Annotated in this window: 15 protein-coding genes; 10 read left to right on the plus strand and 5 right to left on the minus strand. The window is 49.1% G+C overall.

What is annotated here, in order from left to right; all coding sequences use genetic code 11:
* Window positions 1-175: 175 nt before the first annotated feature.
* The 5 genes from DWY89_RS02380 to DWY89_RS02400 all read right to left on the minus strand — a co-directional run bounded on the left by DWY89_RS02380 (window position 176) and on the right by DWY89_RS02400 (window position 5216).
* A complete protein-coding gene (locus DWY89_RS02380) occupies window positions 176-877 on the minus strand; it encodes a response regulator transcription factor (protein ID WP_022360489.1) in 702 nt (233 codons plus the stop codon).
* Window positions 870-2831, minus strand: coding sequence for a DUF4118 domain-containing protein (locus DWY89_RS02385; RefSeq protein ID WP_118523416.1), 1962 nt, complete (start codon window positions 2829-2831; stop codon window positions 870-872). Before DWY89_RS02385 ends, DWY89_RS02380 begins: the two co-directional genes overlap by 8 nt.
* Before the next feature lie 81 nt (window positions 2832-2912).
* The gene (locus tag DWY89_RS02390) at window positions 2913-3197 is read right to left on the minus strand and encodes a hypothetical protein (protein ID WP_118523417.1); all 285 of its coding nucleotides are present in this window, start codon (window positions 3195-3197) and stop codon (window positions 2913-2915) included.
* A gap of 17 nt (window positions 3198-3214) precedes the next feature.
* Window positions 3215-3862 carry a TrkA family potassium uptake protein gene (locus tag DWY89_RS02395; RefSeq protein WP_118523418.1) on the minus strand — a complete coding sequence of 216 codons (648 nt, stop codon included), beginning with the start codon at window positions 3860-3862 and terminating at the stop codon, window positions 3215-3217.
* Between the two features lie 13 nt (window positions 3863-3875).
* Window positions 3876-5216 carry a potassium transporter TrkG gene (locus DWY89_RS02400; RefSeq protein ID WP_118523419.1) on the minus strand — a complete coding sequence of 447 codons (1341 nt, stop codon included), beginning with the start codon at window positions 5214-5216 and terminating at the stop codon, window positions 3876-3878.
* Window positions 5217-5580: 364 nt separating this feature from the next.
* Here DWY89_RS02400 and DWY89_RS02405 point away from each other — a divergent pair, with 364 nt between their 5' ends.
* The 10 genes from DWY89_RS02405 to DWY89_RS02455 all read left to right on the plus strand — a co-directional run bounded on the left by DWY89_RS02405 (window position 5581) and on the right by DWY89_RS02455 (window position 14818).
* On the plus strand, window positions 5581-6348 hold the full coding sequence (locus DWY89_RS02405) for an NAD(P)-binding domain-containing protein (RefSeq protein ID WP_118523420.1): 768 nt from the start codon (window positions 5581-5583) through the stop codon (window positions 6346-6348).
* Between the two features lie 260 nt (window positions 6349-6608).
* Entirely contained in the window at window positions 6609-7781 is a 1173-nt protein-coding gene (locus DWY89_RS02410) for an ATP phosphoribosyltransferase regulatory subunit (protein WP_118524364.1), read from the plus strand.
* Window positions 7775-8488 carry an ATP phosphoribosyltransferase gene (hisG, locus tag DWY89_RS02415; RefSeq protein ID WP_022360496.1) on the plus strand — a complete coding sequence of 238 codons (714 nt, stop codon included), beginning with the start codon at window positions 7775-7777 and terminating at the stop codon, window positions 8486-8488. Before DWY89_RS02410 ends, hisG begins: the two co-directional genes overlap by 7 nt.
* A gap of 6 nt (window positions 8489-8494) precedes the next feature.
* Complete coding sequence (hisC, locus tag DWY89_RS02420; protein ID WP_118524365.1) at window positions 8495-9610, plus strand: histidinol-phosphate transaminase; 1116 nt, start codon at window positions 8495-8497, stop codon at window positions 9608-9610.
* Between the two features lie 109 nt (window positions 9611-9719).
* On the plus strand, window positions 9720-10316 hold the full coding sequence (hisB, locus tag DWY89_RS02425) for an imidazoleglycerol-phosphate dehydratase HisB (RefSeq protein WP_118493391.1): 597 nt from the start codon (window positions 9720-9722) through the stop codon (window positions 10314-10316).
* A gap of 108 nt (window positions 10317-10424) precedes the next feature.
* On the plus strand, window positions 10425-11042 hold the full coding sequence (hisH, locus tag DWY89_RS02430; RefSeq protein ID WP_118524366.1) for an imidazole glycerol phosphate synthase subunit HisH: 618 nt from the start codon (window positions 10425-10427) through the stop codon (window positions 11040-11042).
* Between the two features lie 78 nt (window positions 11043-11120).
* Window positions 11121-11831, plus strand: coding sequence for a 1-(5-phosphoribosyl)-5-[(5-phosphoribosylamino)methylideneamino]imidazole-4-carboxamide isomerase (hisA, locus tag DWY89_RS02435; RefSeq protein ID WP_118471643.1), 711 nt, complete (start codon window positions 11121-11123; stop codon window positions 11829-11831).
* Between the two features lie 84 nt (window positions 11832-11915).
* Window positions 11916-12674 carry an imidazole glycerol phosphate synthase subunit HisF gene (gene hisF / locus DWY89_RS02440; protein ID WP_117796566.1) on the plus strand — a complete coding sequence of 253 codons (759 nt, stop codon included), beginning with the start codon at window positions 11916-11918 and terminating at the stop codon, window positions 12672-12674.
* 266 nt (window positions 12675-12940) lie between these two features.
* The gene (hisIE, locus tag DWY89_RS02445; protein WP_118524367.1) at window positions 12941-13627 is read left to right on the plus strand and encodes a bifunctional phosphoribosyl-AMP cyclohydrolase/phosphoribosyl-ATP diphosphatase HisIE; all 687 of its coding nucleotides are present in this window, start codon (window positions 12941-12943) and stop codon (window positions 13625-13627) included.
* Between the two features lie 414 nt (window positions 13628-14041).
* Window positions 14042-14818 carry a hypothetical protein gene (locus tag DWY89_RS02455; RefSeq protein WP_117796563.1) on the plus strand — a complete coding sequence of 259 codons (777 nt, stop codon included), beginning with the start codon at window positions 14042-14044 and terminating at the stop codon, window positions 14816-14818.
* Window positions 14819-14972 lie beyond the last annotated feature (154 nt).

Consider the following 14972-nt stretch of genomic DNA (forward strand, 5'->3'; position numbering starts at 1 on the left):
GAAAAGCGGTTCCAACAATAGCAAAACCCTGCAAAAGCAGGGCTTTGTCTACAGTCTGATAGCGAGGACTTTCAAGTCCTCGCTATTTCAACGATGGTCAGTTCATTTGTGGCAGAATGGAATGACCACAAGAAATCTACTCCATTCAGTCATGAATGTTCAGTTCAGGAATTATTTACTCGATGCGGAGCATCCGATAGCCGATTCCGATGTGTGTTTGTATGTATTGCTGCCCGTCTTTTCCGCGTTCCAGCTTTTTGCGCAGAGTCGCCATGAACACCCGCAGAGAAGCGATATCGTTTTCCCAACTGCTGCCCCAAATCTGCTGCGTGATATAGGTGTGTGTCAGAACCTTACCAACATTTTTGGAGAGCAGGCACAGCAGCTTGTATTCGATGGGTGTCAGGTGCAGCTCTGTGCCGTCAAGATATGCGCAGCCTGCCGCATAGTCGATTTTCAGCGCACCATTCGTAAAAATCGGAGAATCCTGCACGGAGTCTGTTTTCATCATCGACAGTCTCCGCTGCGTCACCCGCAGTCGTGCCAACAGTTCGTCCACGGAAAAAGGCTTCGTTAGATAATCATCCGCTCCAGCATCCAGCGCCCCGATTTTATCGGAATCCTCTGTTCTGGCGCTGATCACAATGATCGGCATATTCGACCACGACCGGATTTTTTGGATGACTTCCACGCCGTCCATATCCGGCAGCCCCAGATCAAGCAGTACAATGTCCGGGTTGTGAGACAGCGCTTCCATCACGGCACTTGCGCCGTTTTGCGCCGAAAGATACCTATATTCGTGAGTTTTTAGTGTCATCGTTATTAAATTTCGCACCGGGGTATCATCTTCTACAACGAGGATGAGCGGCTTATTCATTTAAGTTCACCTCACTAAGTGGTATTGTAAAGGAAAAGATGCAGCCATGCGGCGAATTGTCTTTCAACGTCATTTCACCATGATGTGCATGAACAATAGTTTGACAGAGCGTAAGTCCAAGTCCAAGACTTCGGCGGCTGTCGCCAATTGGATTGCCCCCAGTAAAGAACATTTCAAAAACATGTTCCTTCAGTTCATTCGGAATACCGGGACCGTTATCGCTGACACATATTTCAGCCATATTTTCTCGCGGGATTGCCGTGATCCGGATGTTCGAGCCAACTGGAGTATATTTGACTGCGTTATTCACCAGATTGATGAGCACCTGCATGATGAGTCCTGCGTCCATCCGTGCCAGCAACAGTACGTCTCCGCAATCTACTGCGATGTGATGTTCTGCTGCTCTTCGGTCAATATGCCTGAGTGCTTCCGATATGATGTCATCCACGACCTGATCAGAAAGGTGCAGCTTTACGCTGCCGTCTACAATTTTCGTAATGGAAAGCAAGTTCTCAACCAGTCCCGTCAGCCATTGTGCATCGTCATAAATGTCCGTAAAAATTTGTTTCCGTGTCTGCTCATCCAACACGTCATAGCTGTGCAGCAGCGTATCTGCGTTGCCGGAAATCGAGGTCAGTGGTGTCCTGAGATCATGAGAAATCGAACGCAAAAGATTGGCGCGAAGCTGTTCGTTCTTTGCAAGAACGGCAGCTTCTTCCTTTTCTCTGGCATTTCGCAGGTTATCCAGCGCCAGAGAGCACTCGCCGAGGATGGAGAACAGAACGCTGGATGTAAATGCGTCAGGCTGCGTTTGCTTTTCCATCGGAATCCCGACAACACCGTAAATCTGCTGCCCGGTACGGATGGCAAGATACAGCCGTTTTGCCTTTGGAAAGTTTTGCGTCGTTGCTCCGGCGCGCTTGCGGTTTTGCCAGACCCATTGAACCACGTTCTGTTCCCGATCGGTATCTGGGATGCTGTATGGACTACTTCCGTCAGCCGGATAAATGTTCCCATCCAGCAGAGCGTTGCCCTGTGCCGGGTAAATCAGAACGTCTCGCTGCATGAGCTTTTGTATCTGCGTCGCGGTCATCCGATAGACCTCCTCCGGCGTTTCCGCTTTTTGGAGCTGTCTGTTCATATCAAAAAGGAGCTTCGTGCGATAACCGTCCCGTGCGGATAGCTGTGCGTGGGCTTTGAGCTTGGCCGCAAGTGTACTTGTCAAAAGTGCAGCCGCGAACATGACGGCAAAGGTTATCGGGTATTTGCTGCCATAGGCTGCCAAAGACAGCCGGGGCTCCGTCAGAAAATAATTGAACAGGAGGACACTCAAAAAAGCGGACAGCACACCGCAGATATATCCGCTGGTAAAAGTGGAAGTCAGAAGTACACCCAGCAGGTAAACCATGATGATATTGGCATTTGCAAAGCTGAGCCGCAGAAAAATCCATCCGATGACCGTCGTAACTGCCAGAATTCCGATGGTCAGAAGTAGTTCCCGGGCGGTCGGAAACGCCGGGCGGATAGTAAGCGGCTGATTTCTGCGGCAGTTCTTATAGGCTTCCACATCCGGAATAATATAAATATCTACCTCCGGTGCAAGCGTAATGAGCTGTTCTGTCAGCGTCGATTCGCTCCAGAAATGCCGCCGCTGTATGCCGCTTCGTCCAATCACAATTTTGGTCACATCAGAGAGCCGCACATATTCCGCGATCTGTGTCGCCACATCTTCACCATGCGTTGTGACAATTTCTGCGCCAAGCTGCTGCCCCAGACGCATATTCGCCTGCAAACGGACGGTATCTTCCGCGTTCATATCAGCGTCTCCGGGGGTCTGCACGTAAAGTGCGGTAAGACTGGCGCAAAATGCCTGTGCCATTTTCCCTGCCATTCGTACAATGCGTTCATTGGATGGAGACGAGGACAGGCACACAAGAATATGCTCTTTTGGCATTTCGCTTCCTTTATTCTGCACATTTTCACCACCCCTCTTAAACAATATTATAGCAATTATAGCACCAAAATGTGAAGGTTTCTACTGCGCCCAATCGGATTTGTTGTCCGGAAAAGAAATTTGCTCTGAATCATAGATCACGATTTCTACATGGGCATGACTATTGCGAAACTGAGAAAATGTTTCCTCAAGTTCGTCAGGAGAAATATTTCCGACTAGGTGCACGCACGGTTCAGCCTGCTGTTGTTCTGACGATTCTTTGATGCGCTTCTGATTTTCGTCCAGAAAGCGATCCATCCGTTTCATCAAAAACCAGCCAAACAGGAACATTAGCGCCGTCCCGGCGATCAAAACGCTATCTTTCATATACCCTCACCGTCCGTTCAGATTCGGAAGCACTTTTGCAGCGCTTTGTATTCGCCCAACGCTAAAATTGTTATTTCCCCGGACAGCACTGTATCCGGCGTAATGGAAACGTCGGTCTTTCCGGAATGTTTGATGCCGAGAATGTTAATGCCATACTTTCTGCGAATATCCAGTTCACCAACACTTTTGCCGATCCACCTGGCCGGAACTTCTACTTCAAAAATGGCGTGCTGCTCGTCGATCTCTATGTAGTCGAAAATATGGTCGGCAGTGTATCGGATCGCTGCCCATTTTGCCACCTGTTTTTCCGGGTAGACTACCTGGTCGGCACCGTTGCGAAGCAGAAACTTTGCCTGCACATCACGCTCGGCACGCGACACCACGCACTTCGCCCCCAGCTCTTTCAGCAGCGAGGTGGTTTCCAGCGAGTTCTGAAAGTTCCCGCTGATGGTCACGATGCAGACATCAAAATTTCCGATGCCAAGAGAGCGAAGAAACTCCGCGTTTGTACTGTCGCCAATTTGTGCGTTGGTGACATATGGCAGCACATCATTGATTCGTTCCTCGTTTGTATCGATCGCCATGACCTGATGTCCCAGCTGAGAAAGCTGTATTGCAATATGCCGTCCGAAGCGGCCTGTGCCAATCAATAGAATGTTTTTCATGTGAAAAGACTCCTTATCCAATCGTGATTTTTTCCTGCGGCAGCTTTGCATTCCCCACCTTTTTGCTGGAAAATGTCGCATAAATGAGGGTAAGACCGCCGACTCTGCCCAGATACATGAGCGTGATCAACACCATTTGCGATGGAATATGCAGCTGCGGTGTAATACCAAGTGTCAATCCCACCGTCCCGACTGCCGATGCCGTTTCATACAGGCAGACAGACAGCGGAAGATTCTCATATGTGCTGATAAAGACAGCACCGCCAAAGAACAGCATCAAGTACATCGTCAGAATGGTCGCGGCGGTCTTGACGGCGCTGCAATCGACTCTGCGTCCGAAAAATCGGGCACTATCGCGCTGGCAGAAGGTTGCAGTGGCATTGGCAAGCAGAACCGCCAGTGTCGTTGTTTTCATACCGCCTGCTGTAGAACCTGGAGAACCGCCGATCAGCATCAAAAGGATTATTACGCCCTGTGATGCACCGGACATCGTGGAAAGATTTACCGTGTTGAAGCCCGCTGTCCTCGGCGTGACAGACTGAAAAAAGGATGCCAGCAGCCGGTTTCCGGCGGGAAGCGCGGAAAAGTCTGAAAAGAAGAAAAACATAGCAGGCAGAAAAATTAAAAAACCTGTCGTGACCAGAATCACCTTGCTCTGCATTCGGTAGCGATGAAACCGCCACTTGTTTTCAAAGATGTCATCCCACGTCAGAAATCCAATACCGCCGATCACGATCAGCAGCATAATCGTGATATTGATTACCGGGCTGTCCGCGTAGCCGGTAAGAGATGGATAGTGGTTGCTTTCTGTCCCAAGAATGTCAAACCCGGCGTTGCAAAAAGCGGATATGGAATGAAATACCGCCATCCAGATGCCGCGCCATCCATAGTCCCGGCAGAATACCGGCAGCACGGCAAGCGCTCCCAGCAGCTCAATCAGAAACGTCCCTCGCAGGATGAAGCGTGTCAGACGGACGATTCCGCCGACCTTTGGTGCTGAAATTGCATCCTGCATGGTGCTGCGCTGCATCAGAGAAATTTTTCGCCCGGACAACAGCGCAAACGATGCTGCTACGGTTACGACACCAAGACCACCAATTTGGATCAGTGCCAGAATAACCGCCTGCCCAAAGGTTGACCAGTAGCAGCCTGTATCCTGTACTACAAGCCCTGTCACGCAGACGGCAGAGGTCGCAGTAAACAGCGTTTCATTGAATGGAGTTACATTCTCTCCAGTCGTGGAGATCGGCAGCATCAGCAGTAGCGCTCCGAGTAGAATGACCCCGGCAAACCCCAATGTGATAATTTGAAAAGACGAAAGACGGCGCTTTCGTCGAATAAGCTCTTCTGGCATAAAGGCAGCTCCTTATTTTTGTGATGGTCATATTATACAGCTGGAGATTTTAAGAGCGGATAAGGGAGATTTAACGATGTATTAAGATTGAATAAAGATGAGGAGATTGCTTGTGCAGATTGGGCTAGATGGTTTATTTCAATCGCTTTATTTGCGGAAGTGGGCTGCGAAGGTTGAGGGAGGAATTACGATGAAAACCCGGAAAAGTGCGCCGAGATATGAGTAGGATGCTGGAAAATATGTGTTTTTGGTTGTATACTGTGTATGTGAATAAAATCGGGGGAGTAACTATCAGAAAAGTTCGCTCGGAATCGTCTGGAAAAATTTCGGGTAAACGGAGAGGAGAAAGAGAGGGTAGAAGTTTATGAAACTGGGATTTATTGGGACGGGAATCATTACGACGTCCGTCGTGACTGGATTCTGCGAGAGCGGAATGGAGAATCTGCAGATCGTTGTATCGCCGAGAAATAAAGAACGGGCGCAGATGCTGCATGAGAAATATCCGGAGATCGTGTCGGTCGCGGCGGATAACCAGGAAGTTGTGGATCGGTCGGACTGGGTCTTTGCGGCGCTCCTTCCGAAGGCGGCGGAAGAGATCTTAAAACCGCTTCATATCGGACCGGAGAAGAAGTTTATCAATCTGGTTGCAACGCTGAGCTTAAAGCGCATCGAGGAAATGTTTGGGCCGAGAGAGATTCTGGCGGATGTTGTGCCTCTGACCTTCGCAGCGAACCGATTCGGACCGGTGGTGATTTACCCGGATATCCCGGAGGTAGTCGATCTGATGAGTCACGTCGGCAAGCCGGTTCCGGTCAATACGCCGAAGCAGATCGCGATCCTTAGGAGCACGACGGGCCTGATGAGCGCTTACTATATGCTTCTGACCGTCATTATCCAGTGGTGTGAGAGAAACGGGCTGGATGAGCCGTCCGCACGGGCATACATCACCGAATTTACTGGGGCGCTGTCCCGCAAGGCAGCGACGTGGGACGGGGATCTGGAAGACCTTGCCAGAGAAATGACACCGGGAGGACTGAACTGGATGGCGCTGACGCATCTGGAGGAAAAGGATGCGTATACGCCTTGGACGGAGATTCTGGGGCCGATTTTGGAGAAGGTTATAAAAGAATAGAGTCGAGGTGGAAAAACTCGGGGCGCACATTTCTCACGCCCCGAGTTTTTCTTTTAATTAAAGTGTGAGTATCTAAAAAAGTAGTTGCTTTTTTTAAGAAGGAATGATAGTATATAGAAAACACTTTAGTGCGCTACCATGATAGCAAGATAAACAAAAGTGATGGGAGCTATAACGGCAGGATATAGACGAGCGGGTGATTGTCCGGCGGATTTTGTTGAGGCGGGGCGGTTGCGGCGGCAGTTGAGAGGAGATAGAGCATGAATTTAGAGATTCAGAGCCTTCGGAGGGCGGAGGCGGCGACGCTTCGCCTGAGAGGTCTTTATGAGAGCTATGGATACCGCAAGTACCGGATGGGGCGGTTTGAGGAATACAGTTTGTATGCAGCGAATAAAAGTTTCCTGCTGGGGGAAAATGTGCCGACATTTACGGATCTGGACGGACGCCTGATGGCTCTCAAGCCGGACGTGACGTTGAGCATCGCGAAGAACACCAAGGCAGATAAAAATACGTGCGAGAAGGTTTATTATCTGGAGAGTGTGTACCGTGAAAGCAAGGAAAGCCACACTTACAAAGAGATCAGCCAGATGGGACTGGAGTGCATGGGCGGCGTGGATGACTGCGTGATCGCGGAGGTGCTGGCGCTGGCGCTCAAGAGTCTGGCGGATTTTGAGACGGACTATGTGCTTAAGATTTCCAACATGGATTTCGTGGTGGGACTGATGGAAGAGCTTCCGGTCAATGCCGATCAGAAAGATATCATTTTAGGGCTGATCCGGACGAAAAACCGCAGCGGGCTGGAAAAACTGTGCGCGGATCTGGCACTGCCGGAGGGCGATACAGAGAAATTGATGAAGGTTTCCGGGCTGTACGGAGAGTTTGGGCGGGTGCTGGCAGAGGCAGGTGCGATCGCGGATACGCCGAAAATGAAGGAGGCGGTTGCACTTTTATCCCGCCTGTATGAGGTTCTGGAGGCGATGGGACTGGGCGGACAGCTTGACAAGGTGCGGCTGGACTTCTCGATGATCAATGACATTGAATATTATAACGGTATTATTTTCCAGGGATTTTTAGACGGTCTGGCACGCCAGGTTCTTTCCGGCGGCCAGTACGACGGTATGATGGCAAAATTAGGAAAGAAAGCCGATGCGATCGGATTTGCCATCTATTTAAAAGAGCTGGAACGCCTGCCGGAAAAGAGCATCCGCTACGATGTCGATGCGCTGGTGCTCTATGAGCCGGATGTCGATGTAGTGCGCCTGTGCCAGGCGGTTGAAAGCCTGCGCCGTCAGGGACTGCGTGTGCGGGTGGAGAAAGCTGTGCCGGAGGATCTGCGTTACTGCTATCTGTACCGGTATGACGGACGTCTTTCCCTGGAAGAGGACCGGGAAACTGCCTTTCAGGAGAATGGAAAGGAGGGCGCGAGATGTTAAACATAGCACTGCCGAAGGGAAGACTGGGCGATCAGGTGTATGAGCTTCTGGCGTCGGTCGGATATGACTGCAAGAGTATTTACGACGAAAATAGAAAACTGGTGTTTGAGAACCCACAGACGGGTGTCCGCTACCTGCTCGTAAAGCCGAGTGATGTGGCAATCTACGTTGAGCACCATGCGGCAGACGTCGGAATCGTCGGAAAAGACATTCTGATGGAGAGCAACCCGGATGTATACGAGCTTCTCGATCTGGGACTTGGAAAATGTCGGATGTGCGTGGCTGGAAAAGAGGATTACGTCGAGGACAAAGACCGACCGGTGCGCGTGGCAACGAAATTTACGAATATTGCGAAAGAGCATTACGCGAAGCTGGGACGCGATATTGATATTATCAAATTAAACGGAAGCATTGAGCTGGCGCCGATTCTGGGACTTTCGGACGTCATCGTGGATATTGTAGAGTCGGGCAGCACGATCCGTGAAAATCACCTGAAAGTGCTGGAAGAGTTCCTGCCGATCAGCGCCCGTTTCATCGCCAACAAGAGCAGCTTTGAGTTTAAAAACAAGCAGATCACCGAGATGGCGGAGAAGCTGAAGGGCGCGGTGGAAGCACACCAGAAGAAAAAGGAACAGGAAAAGAAAGAAAAAGAAGCAAAAGAGAAAGCGGAGAAAGAAACCGCAGCAGAAGATAAAAAGGAGGCGTAGGCAGACATGAGCCGTTTTTTGAGCAAAGCAAGCGAATCACTTCTTCCGTATACACCGGGTGAGCAGCCGCAGGGGCGGAAATTTATCAAGCTGAACACAAACGAATGCCCGTATCCGCCGAGCCCGAAGGTTGCGGAGGCGATTCTGGCGGGGTATGAGGTAAATTCTTCTAAAATTATGCCGCTGGAACTTGCAAATTTACGCCTTTATTCGGATCCGGAAGAGCGCGTCCTCATCGAGGCGATCGCCGACCACTACGGCGTGGGAACAAACCAGGTCATCGCGGGCAATGGTTCCGACGAGATTTTAGGTTTTGCATTCCGGGCATTCTGCGACCAGAACGCGCCGCTTCAGTTCGCGGATCTGACGTATGGCTTTTATCCGGCACTCTGCGGGCTCTATGGAATCCCGTTCAAGGTAGTTCCGCTGGAGGAAGATTTTACCTTAAATATCGAACCGTATAAAAATTGCGGAAATAATGTGATCATCGCCAATCCAAACGCTCCGACAGGCATGAACCTGCCGCTTTCTGCGATTGAGGAAGTAGCGGCGTCCAACCCGGACCGCGTTGTGATGGTGGATGAGGCGTATGTGGATTTCGGCGGCGAATCGTGTGTATCATTGCTTCCGAAATACGAAAATCTGGTGATTATCCAGACCTTTTCCAAATCCCGCAGCTTAGCCGGCGCGCGCGTCGGATTTGCCATCGCAAACCCGGAACTCATCGCGGATATGAACCGGATCAAATACAGTTTTAACCCGTATAACGTCAACCGCCTGTCGATTCTGGCTGGCGCGGCGGCGATGCGCGACTGGGACTACACGAAAGAATGTACCGGGCGCATCTGCAAAACGCGTGAAAAAACGACCGAGGCGCTCCGGGCACTTGGATTTACTGTGCTGGATTCGAAGACCAACTTCATTTTTGCCAAGAGCGGCGATATGCCGGGAAAAGTCTATTTTGACGGACTGCGCGAGGCAGGAATCCTGGTAAGACGCTGGGACAGCGAGCGGATCAAAGATTACGTCCGCATTTCCATCGGATCCGAGGAAGAGATGGAAACGTTTGTTGAGGAGACGAAGAAGCTGGTGGAAGCGGCGAGAAGTGCAGTTGTAAGATAGGCTGGAATTCAATAGGTTCACGCATTTACTGTGGGAACCGTATGAAAATGCTGGCAGCATGGTTTTTGTAGATGGGGCAGCTGTGAATAAGAAAGGAAGGCTGGCAGAAATGTCAAGAGAACGCAAGATTTCATTAGAACGAAACACGGCAGAGACGAAAATCAGCCTGTCGATTGATTTAGATGGAACGGGAAAATATCAGGTCGATACGGGCTGCGGATTTTTAAACCATATGCTGGAGCTCTTTGCCAGACATGGACGGTTTGACCTCACATTGAAATGTGACGGAGATACGCAGGTCGATTACCATCATACGACAGAGGACATCGGAATCGCCCTGGGACAGGCAATTTTAGAGGCGCTGGGTGATAAAAAGGGCATCCGCCGTTATGGCAGTTTCCTGCTTCCGATGGATGAAACACTGGTAATGACGGCGCTCGATTTAAGCGGACGTTCCTATCTGGTCATGGATGTGGAGATTCCGACCGAAAAAGTGGGCGATTTTGATACCGAGCTTGTAAAGGAATTTATGATTGCACTGTCCTCCAACAGCCGGATGACGCTGCATTTTAAAATGTTCCACGGCGAAAACAGCCACCATATCATCGAGGCGATGTTCAAGGGACTGGGACGCGCGCTCGGCGAGGCGGTGTCGATTGATGAGAAGTACCGGGACGAGATTCCATCGACAAAAGGGGTATTATGATCTAAGATAAAAGTAAGTATAACAAATCTATTTAATAGGTTTATAATGATTCAGCAGGTTCCTGCGTTGACTGCGGGAACATACATGAATTGATATAGGAGGCTGCAAATGATAACAATTATTGACTACGGCGTGGGAAACCTGTTTTCCCTCAGTTCCTCCCTCAGTTACCTGGGACTGGAAAATAAAGTCAGCCGCGATCCGGAAGATTTAAGAAAAGCGGATCACATCATTTTACCAGGCGTCGGCGCGTATGGCGATGCGATTGCGAAACTGCGCGGATCCGGAATGGCAGAGCCGCTGCTGGATGAAGCAAAAGCAGGCAAACCGATCATGGGAATCTGCCTCGGAATGCAGCTTCTCTTTGATAAAAGCTATGAATACGGCGAGCATCAGGGTCTGGGACTGATTCCGGGCGTGATGGCAGACTTAAAAGAAGACATTCCGGCAAACCTAAAAGTGCCGCACATGGGTTGGAACAGCCTGCATCTGACGGAAAAAGGAAAGAAGTATCCGCTGTTTAAATACAGCAAAGAGGGCGATTACGTCTACTTTGTCCACAGCTTCTATGGAAAAGATTGTGATGAGAGTCTGCTGGCAACCTCGGAGTACGGCATTCCGGTCACGGCGTCCGCGGCAAATGAAAATGTCATGGGCTGCCAGTTTCATCCGGAGAAGAGCGGGGAAGTGGGACTGCGGATTCTGAAGGCGTTTTCGGAGATATAATTAATAGAAAAACAAGAAAGGTAACTGTTTTTTCAGGCTTGTAGATTGGATTTAAACAGTTATGGAGAGGAAACGGACATGGAGCTATTTCCGGCGATTGATTTGCGGGACGGCAAGGCGGTGCGCCTGGTGCAGGGCGATTATAACCAGATGACAGTATTCAGCGACCGGCCGGAGAAGGTGGCGCTGGGATTCAAGGAGCAGGGCGCGAAAAACCTGCACGTGGTCGATCTGGACGGCGCGAAAGACGCGGCGCTGGCAAATTTTGACACGATAGAGAAGCTGATTAAGACAACGGGATTATTTGTAGAAGTCGGCGGCGGCATCCGCAACGAGGCATCCATCGACAAATACCTGTCGCTCGGAGCCGGACGCGTGATTCTCGGCACGGTGGCGGTCACAAATTATCCATTTGTCGAAGAAATGGTCCGCAAATACGGCGATAAAATTGCAGTCGGTGTGGACGCGAAGGATGGTTTTGTGGCGACTCACGGGTGGCTTGAGACGAGCGAGGTAAGAGGCGTTGACTTTTGCCGCCGCCTGCGCGATACGGGAGTGAAAACGGTCATTTACACCGATATTTCCCGCGATGGAAAGATGCAGGGAACGAACCTGGAGCTTTATAAAGAATTATCGCAGATTGAAGGGCTGGATATCGTGGCGTCCGGTGGAATCAGCAGCCTCAAGGAGATTGAGATCTTGAAAAATGAGGTGTATGGTGCGATTTTAGGAAAAGCGCTGTATCTGGGTGCGATTGATTTAAAGGAAGCACTGAAATATTCCGTTTAGGAGAAGCGCCGTATAAAAAGCGGCAAAAAAATCATTCGAAGCGTTCGAATGAATAATCAGAAAAAGAAATCAGGAGGGAACGGCATGATTTCAAAACGTATTATTCCGTGTCTGGATGTAAAGAACGGGCGTGTCGTGAAAGGCGTCAACTTCGAGGGAATCCAGGATGTGGCGGATCCGGTCGAGATGGCAGAATTTTACAACCAGAGCGGCGCGGACGAGCTGGTATTTTATGATATTACGGCAAGTGTAGAAGGAAGAAAAATCTTTACCGACATCCTGACTGAGGCGGCAAAACGGGTTTTCATCCCGCTGACGGTCGGCGGCGGCATCAGCACGCTGGATGATTTCGACCGCGTTTTAAAATGCGGCGCGGACAAGGTCAGCGTCAACAGCGGCGCGATCAAAAATCCGGAGCTTATTACCGAGGCGGCACACCGCTACGGCGATCAGTGTGTGGTGCTTTCGATGGATGTTAAACGTGTTGGAGACGAATACCACGTATTTAAGCAGGGCGGGCGTGTCGATACAGGCATTGATGCGCTGGAATGGGCAGAATCCGGCGTCAGACGCGGCGCAGGCGAGCTGGTGGTCAACAGTATCGATACGGACGGTGTGAAGCAGGGATTTGATATTCCGATGCTTTTGGAGATCGCGAAGCGTGTCGATGTGCCGATTATTGCATCGGGAGGCGCGGGAAAGAAAGAAGATTTTTTAGACCTCTTCCAGTATCCGCAGATCGACGCGGGACTGGCGGCGAGTATTTTCCACCGGAAAGAAGTGAATATTAAGGAATTGAAACAGTATCTGGCGGAGAATGGGGTGGAGATGCGGTTGATCTAAATCGCATCTAGGAAAAGTTAGAGGGCGGCGCTTTTTCGTGAAAGAGACGGAAAACAGGCGTCCAGAAACTTCCGAAAAACGCTTGCGCTCTTGCGCCTACGCAGCGGTGCTAAGTTCGAAAAGACCTCACTAAGCACCGGCGTATGCGATGTTTTCTACAGTTTTTGGGCGCCTGTTTTCCTGAGGATCGCGGGAGTGGGCGTCGGCGCTGCGTTGGACGCGGGGAATGTATATAAAAAATTTTAGTGGTAAGGTAGGATGAGAGTATGAGTGAGAATATCAACGAGATTGCAGGCGTAGAGCCGTCGTTTAAGATTGATGAGTTAAAGTTTAATGAGAAAGGTCTGATTCCGGCGATCGTGCAGGATCATTATAGTAAGAAGGTTCTGATGATGGCTTGGATGAATAAGGAGAGTCTGGAGATCAGCCTTCGGGAGAAGAAAACCTGTTTTTACAGCCGCAGCCGTCAGGAGCTCTGGAGAAAGGGTGAGACGAGCGGGAATGTGCAGCATATTTCCAGTATTTATGCGGACTGCGATAAGGACACCTTGATTGTCGAGGTGGTCAAGGAAGGTCCGGCGTGCCATACGGGCGCAGAGAGCTGCTTCTTTGAGCCGGTTTACCAGAACGAGGAGATCACGCCGTTTTCCTATGAGGGACTTTACGACCTCATTATGGGACGTAAGACGAATCCGAAGGAAGGAAGTTATACGACTTACCTGTTTGATAAAGGTCTGGACAAGATTCTGAAGAAAGTCGGCGAGGAGTGTACCGAGGTTATCATCGCGGCAGCGAAGAAAGACAAGGACGAAACGATCTACGAGCTGGCAGATCTGTGTTACCATGCCATGGTTCTGATGGCAGACGCGGGCATCAGTGTAGAGGATGTGACGAAAGAGCTGGCGAAGCGGCATGTGGTGGATCATAAGGTGAAGCAGGAGTATATGCGGTAGAAAGCTCTTTTAAGTTTTTGGAGAGTGACGAATATAGTAGAAGGTAAGAATGGGCTATTGCGGATGCAGGTGTTTGCAATAGCCTATTTTTATACGAAAATTATATATATTAAGTGTATGGAATGCCTGGAGAATCAGGTTAAAAATAGGAGTGCAGAAGGAAAAAATGAAATTTGTGAAACAGCAAATGACAACAGATGCTGTTTCGCAAAATATAAGAAAAATGATATGGTCCTTTTTAATGATATGTGCACTCAATTTTAAATTTACAATGTAAAAAACATAGTTTTTACGAGAATGGACGTAAATAAGAATCAAATTTTGAGCACATTGAGAATCAAATTAAGTTTAAGTCTTGACGAAGTGGATGGTAGATGCTATACTAGACGTGGATTTAAGGAGGGAGATTCTCAGATGGCACAGTCGGCTGAAAAAAATATAAAGGAAAGAAGTTCACTGTATCCCATGTTTTCTATTAAAGAAATTGTGGATTTCATTAATGAAATTGTAAAAATCGGTGGAAAGCGTGTATCTATCAATACTATTGCAAGTGTTCTTGGATTTAGCGTGAAGACAAATTCCTTTCGGGCAAAGATTAGTACTGCAAAGCAGTTTGGATTGATTCGAGGTTCAAATGGAGCGGTTGAACTGACAGAACTTGCCAAGCGGATTGTCTATCCGGTTAATGAATTAGATACCAGACGCGCTATCGTAGAAAGCTTTTTATCGGCTCCGCTATATCGTAAGATCGTGGAAAGATATGAAAACCAGGCCCTTCCTAGTCAAGATAAGCTTAGTAATATACTTCTTTTAGAATACAATCTAACGAAAAGCGCTAAGGATATTGCCGCTGCGAAATTCATTGAAAATGCAGAGCAGGTAGGAATACTGAAAAACGGCATTATTCTTTTGGAATCAGATGAGAATGATATTGACTCCTTTGAGGATGAAAGTTCTTCTAAAGATTCTAAAGAGGTTAGTGAAAATAGTACCGCTGAATCCAAAGAGGAAGTTCTGACGTCGATGGAGCCGTCGGCGTATTGTTTTACAATACCAACACTTTCTGGTTCTGTGGCAAAGGTTATCATTCCCCAGAATGTGACCGAAAAAGATTTAGATTTCATCACACTTTACATTGAAAACATGTTACCCACTTTTATTTCCAACTTAAAAGAAGAGTTGGAAAAATAAAAGCAGACCACCCATAGGTGTTCTGCCTCTTGAATCTGTGTTGCAGCACAAATTCTGCCGACGAGTATGCCGGGATACGTATTTACATTTTTAAATGTATCATACTTTGTCGGGGATTTCAAGAGGAACCTTCAAAAAAGGAGGTGACCGCCTT

The sequence above is a fragment of the Clostridium sp. AF27-5AA genome, assembly GCF_003478415.1.
In the GTDB taxonomy this organism is placed as follows: domain Bacteria; phylum Bacillota; class Clostridia; order Lachnospirales; family Lachnospiraceae; genus Otoolea; species Otoolea fessa.

What these genes read in the sequence shown, in the direction of transcription:
- DWY89_RS02380 (WP_022360489.1), bottom strand. Translation starts at nt 877, where the DNA reads ATGAATAAGCCGCTCATCCTCGTTGTAGAAGATGATACCCCGGTGCGA.
- DWY89_RS02385 (WP_118523416.1), bottom strand. Translation starts at nt 2,831, where the DNA reads ATGCCAAAAGAGCATATTCTTGTGTGCCTGTCCTCGTCTCCATCCAAT.
- DWY89_RS02390 (WP_118523417.1), bottom strand. Translation starts at nt 3,197, where the DNA reads ATGAAAGATAGCGTTTTGATCGCCGGGACGGCGCTAATGTTCCTGTTT.
- DWY89_RS02395 (WP_118523418.1), bottom strand. Translation starts at nt 3,862, where the DNA reads ATGAAAAACATTCTATTGATTGGCACAGGCCGCTTCGGACGGCATATT.
- DWY89_RS02400 (WP_118523419.1), bottom strand. Translation starts at nt 5,216, where the DNA reads ATGCCAGAAGAGCTTATTCGACGAAAGCGCCGTCTTTCGTCTTTTCAA.
- DWY89_RS02405 (WP_118523420.1), top strand. Translation starts at nt 5,581, where the DNA reads ATGAAACTGGGATTTATTGGGACGGGAATCATTACGACGTCCGTCGTG.
- DWY89_RS02410 (WP_118524364.1), top strand. Translation starts at nt 6,609, where the DNA reads ATGAATTTAGAGATTCAGAGCCTTCGGAGGGCGGAGGCGGCGACGCTT.
- hisG (WP_022360496.1), top strand. Translation starts at nt 7,775, where the DNA reads ATGTTAAACATAGCACTGCCGAAGGGAAGACTGGGCGATCAGGTGTAT.
- hisC (WP_118524365.1), top strand. Translation starts at nt 8,495, where the DNA reads ATGAGCCGTTTTTTGAGCAAAGCAAGCGAATCACTTCTTCCGTATACA.
- hisB (WP_118493391.1), top strand. Translation starts at nt 9,720, where the DNA reads ATGTCAAGAGAACGCAAGATTTCATTAGAACGAAACACGGCAGAGACG.
- hisH (WP_118524366.1), top strand. Translation starts at nt 10,425, where the DNA reads ATGATAACAATTATTGACTACGGCGTGGGAAACCTGTTTTCCCTCAGT.
- hisA (WP_118471643.1), top strand. Translation starts at nt 11,121, where the DNA reads ATGGAGCTATTTCCGGCGATTGATTTGCGGGACGGCAAGGCGGTGCGC.
- hisF (WP_117796566.1), top strand. Translation starts at nt 11,916, where the DNA reads ATGATTTCAAAACGTATTATTCCGTGTCTGGATGTAAAGAACGGGCGT.
- hisIE (WP_118524367.1), top strand. Translation starts at nt 12,941, where the DNA reads ATGAGTGAGAATATCAACGAGATTGCAGGCGTAGAGCCGTCGTTTAAG.
- DWY89_RS02455 (WP_117796563.1), top strand. Translation starts at nt 14,042, where the DNA reads ATGGCACAGTCGGCTGAAAAAAATATAAAGGAAAGAAGTTCACTGTAT.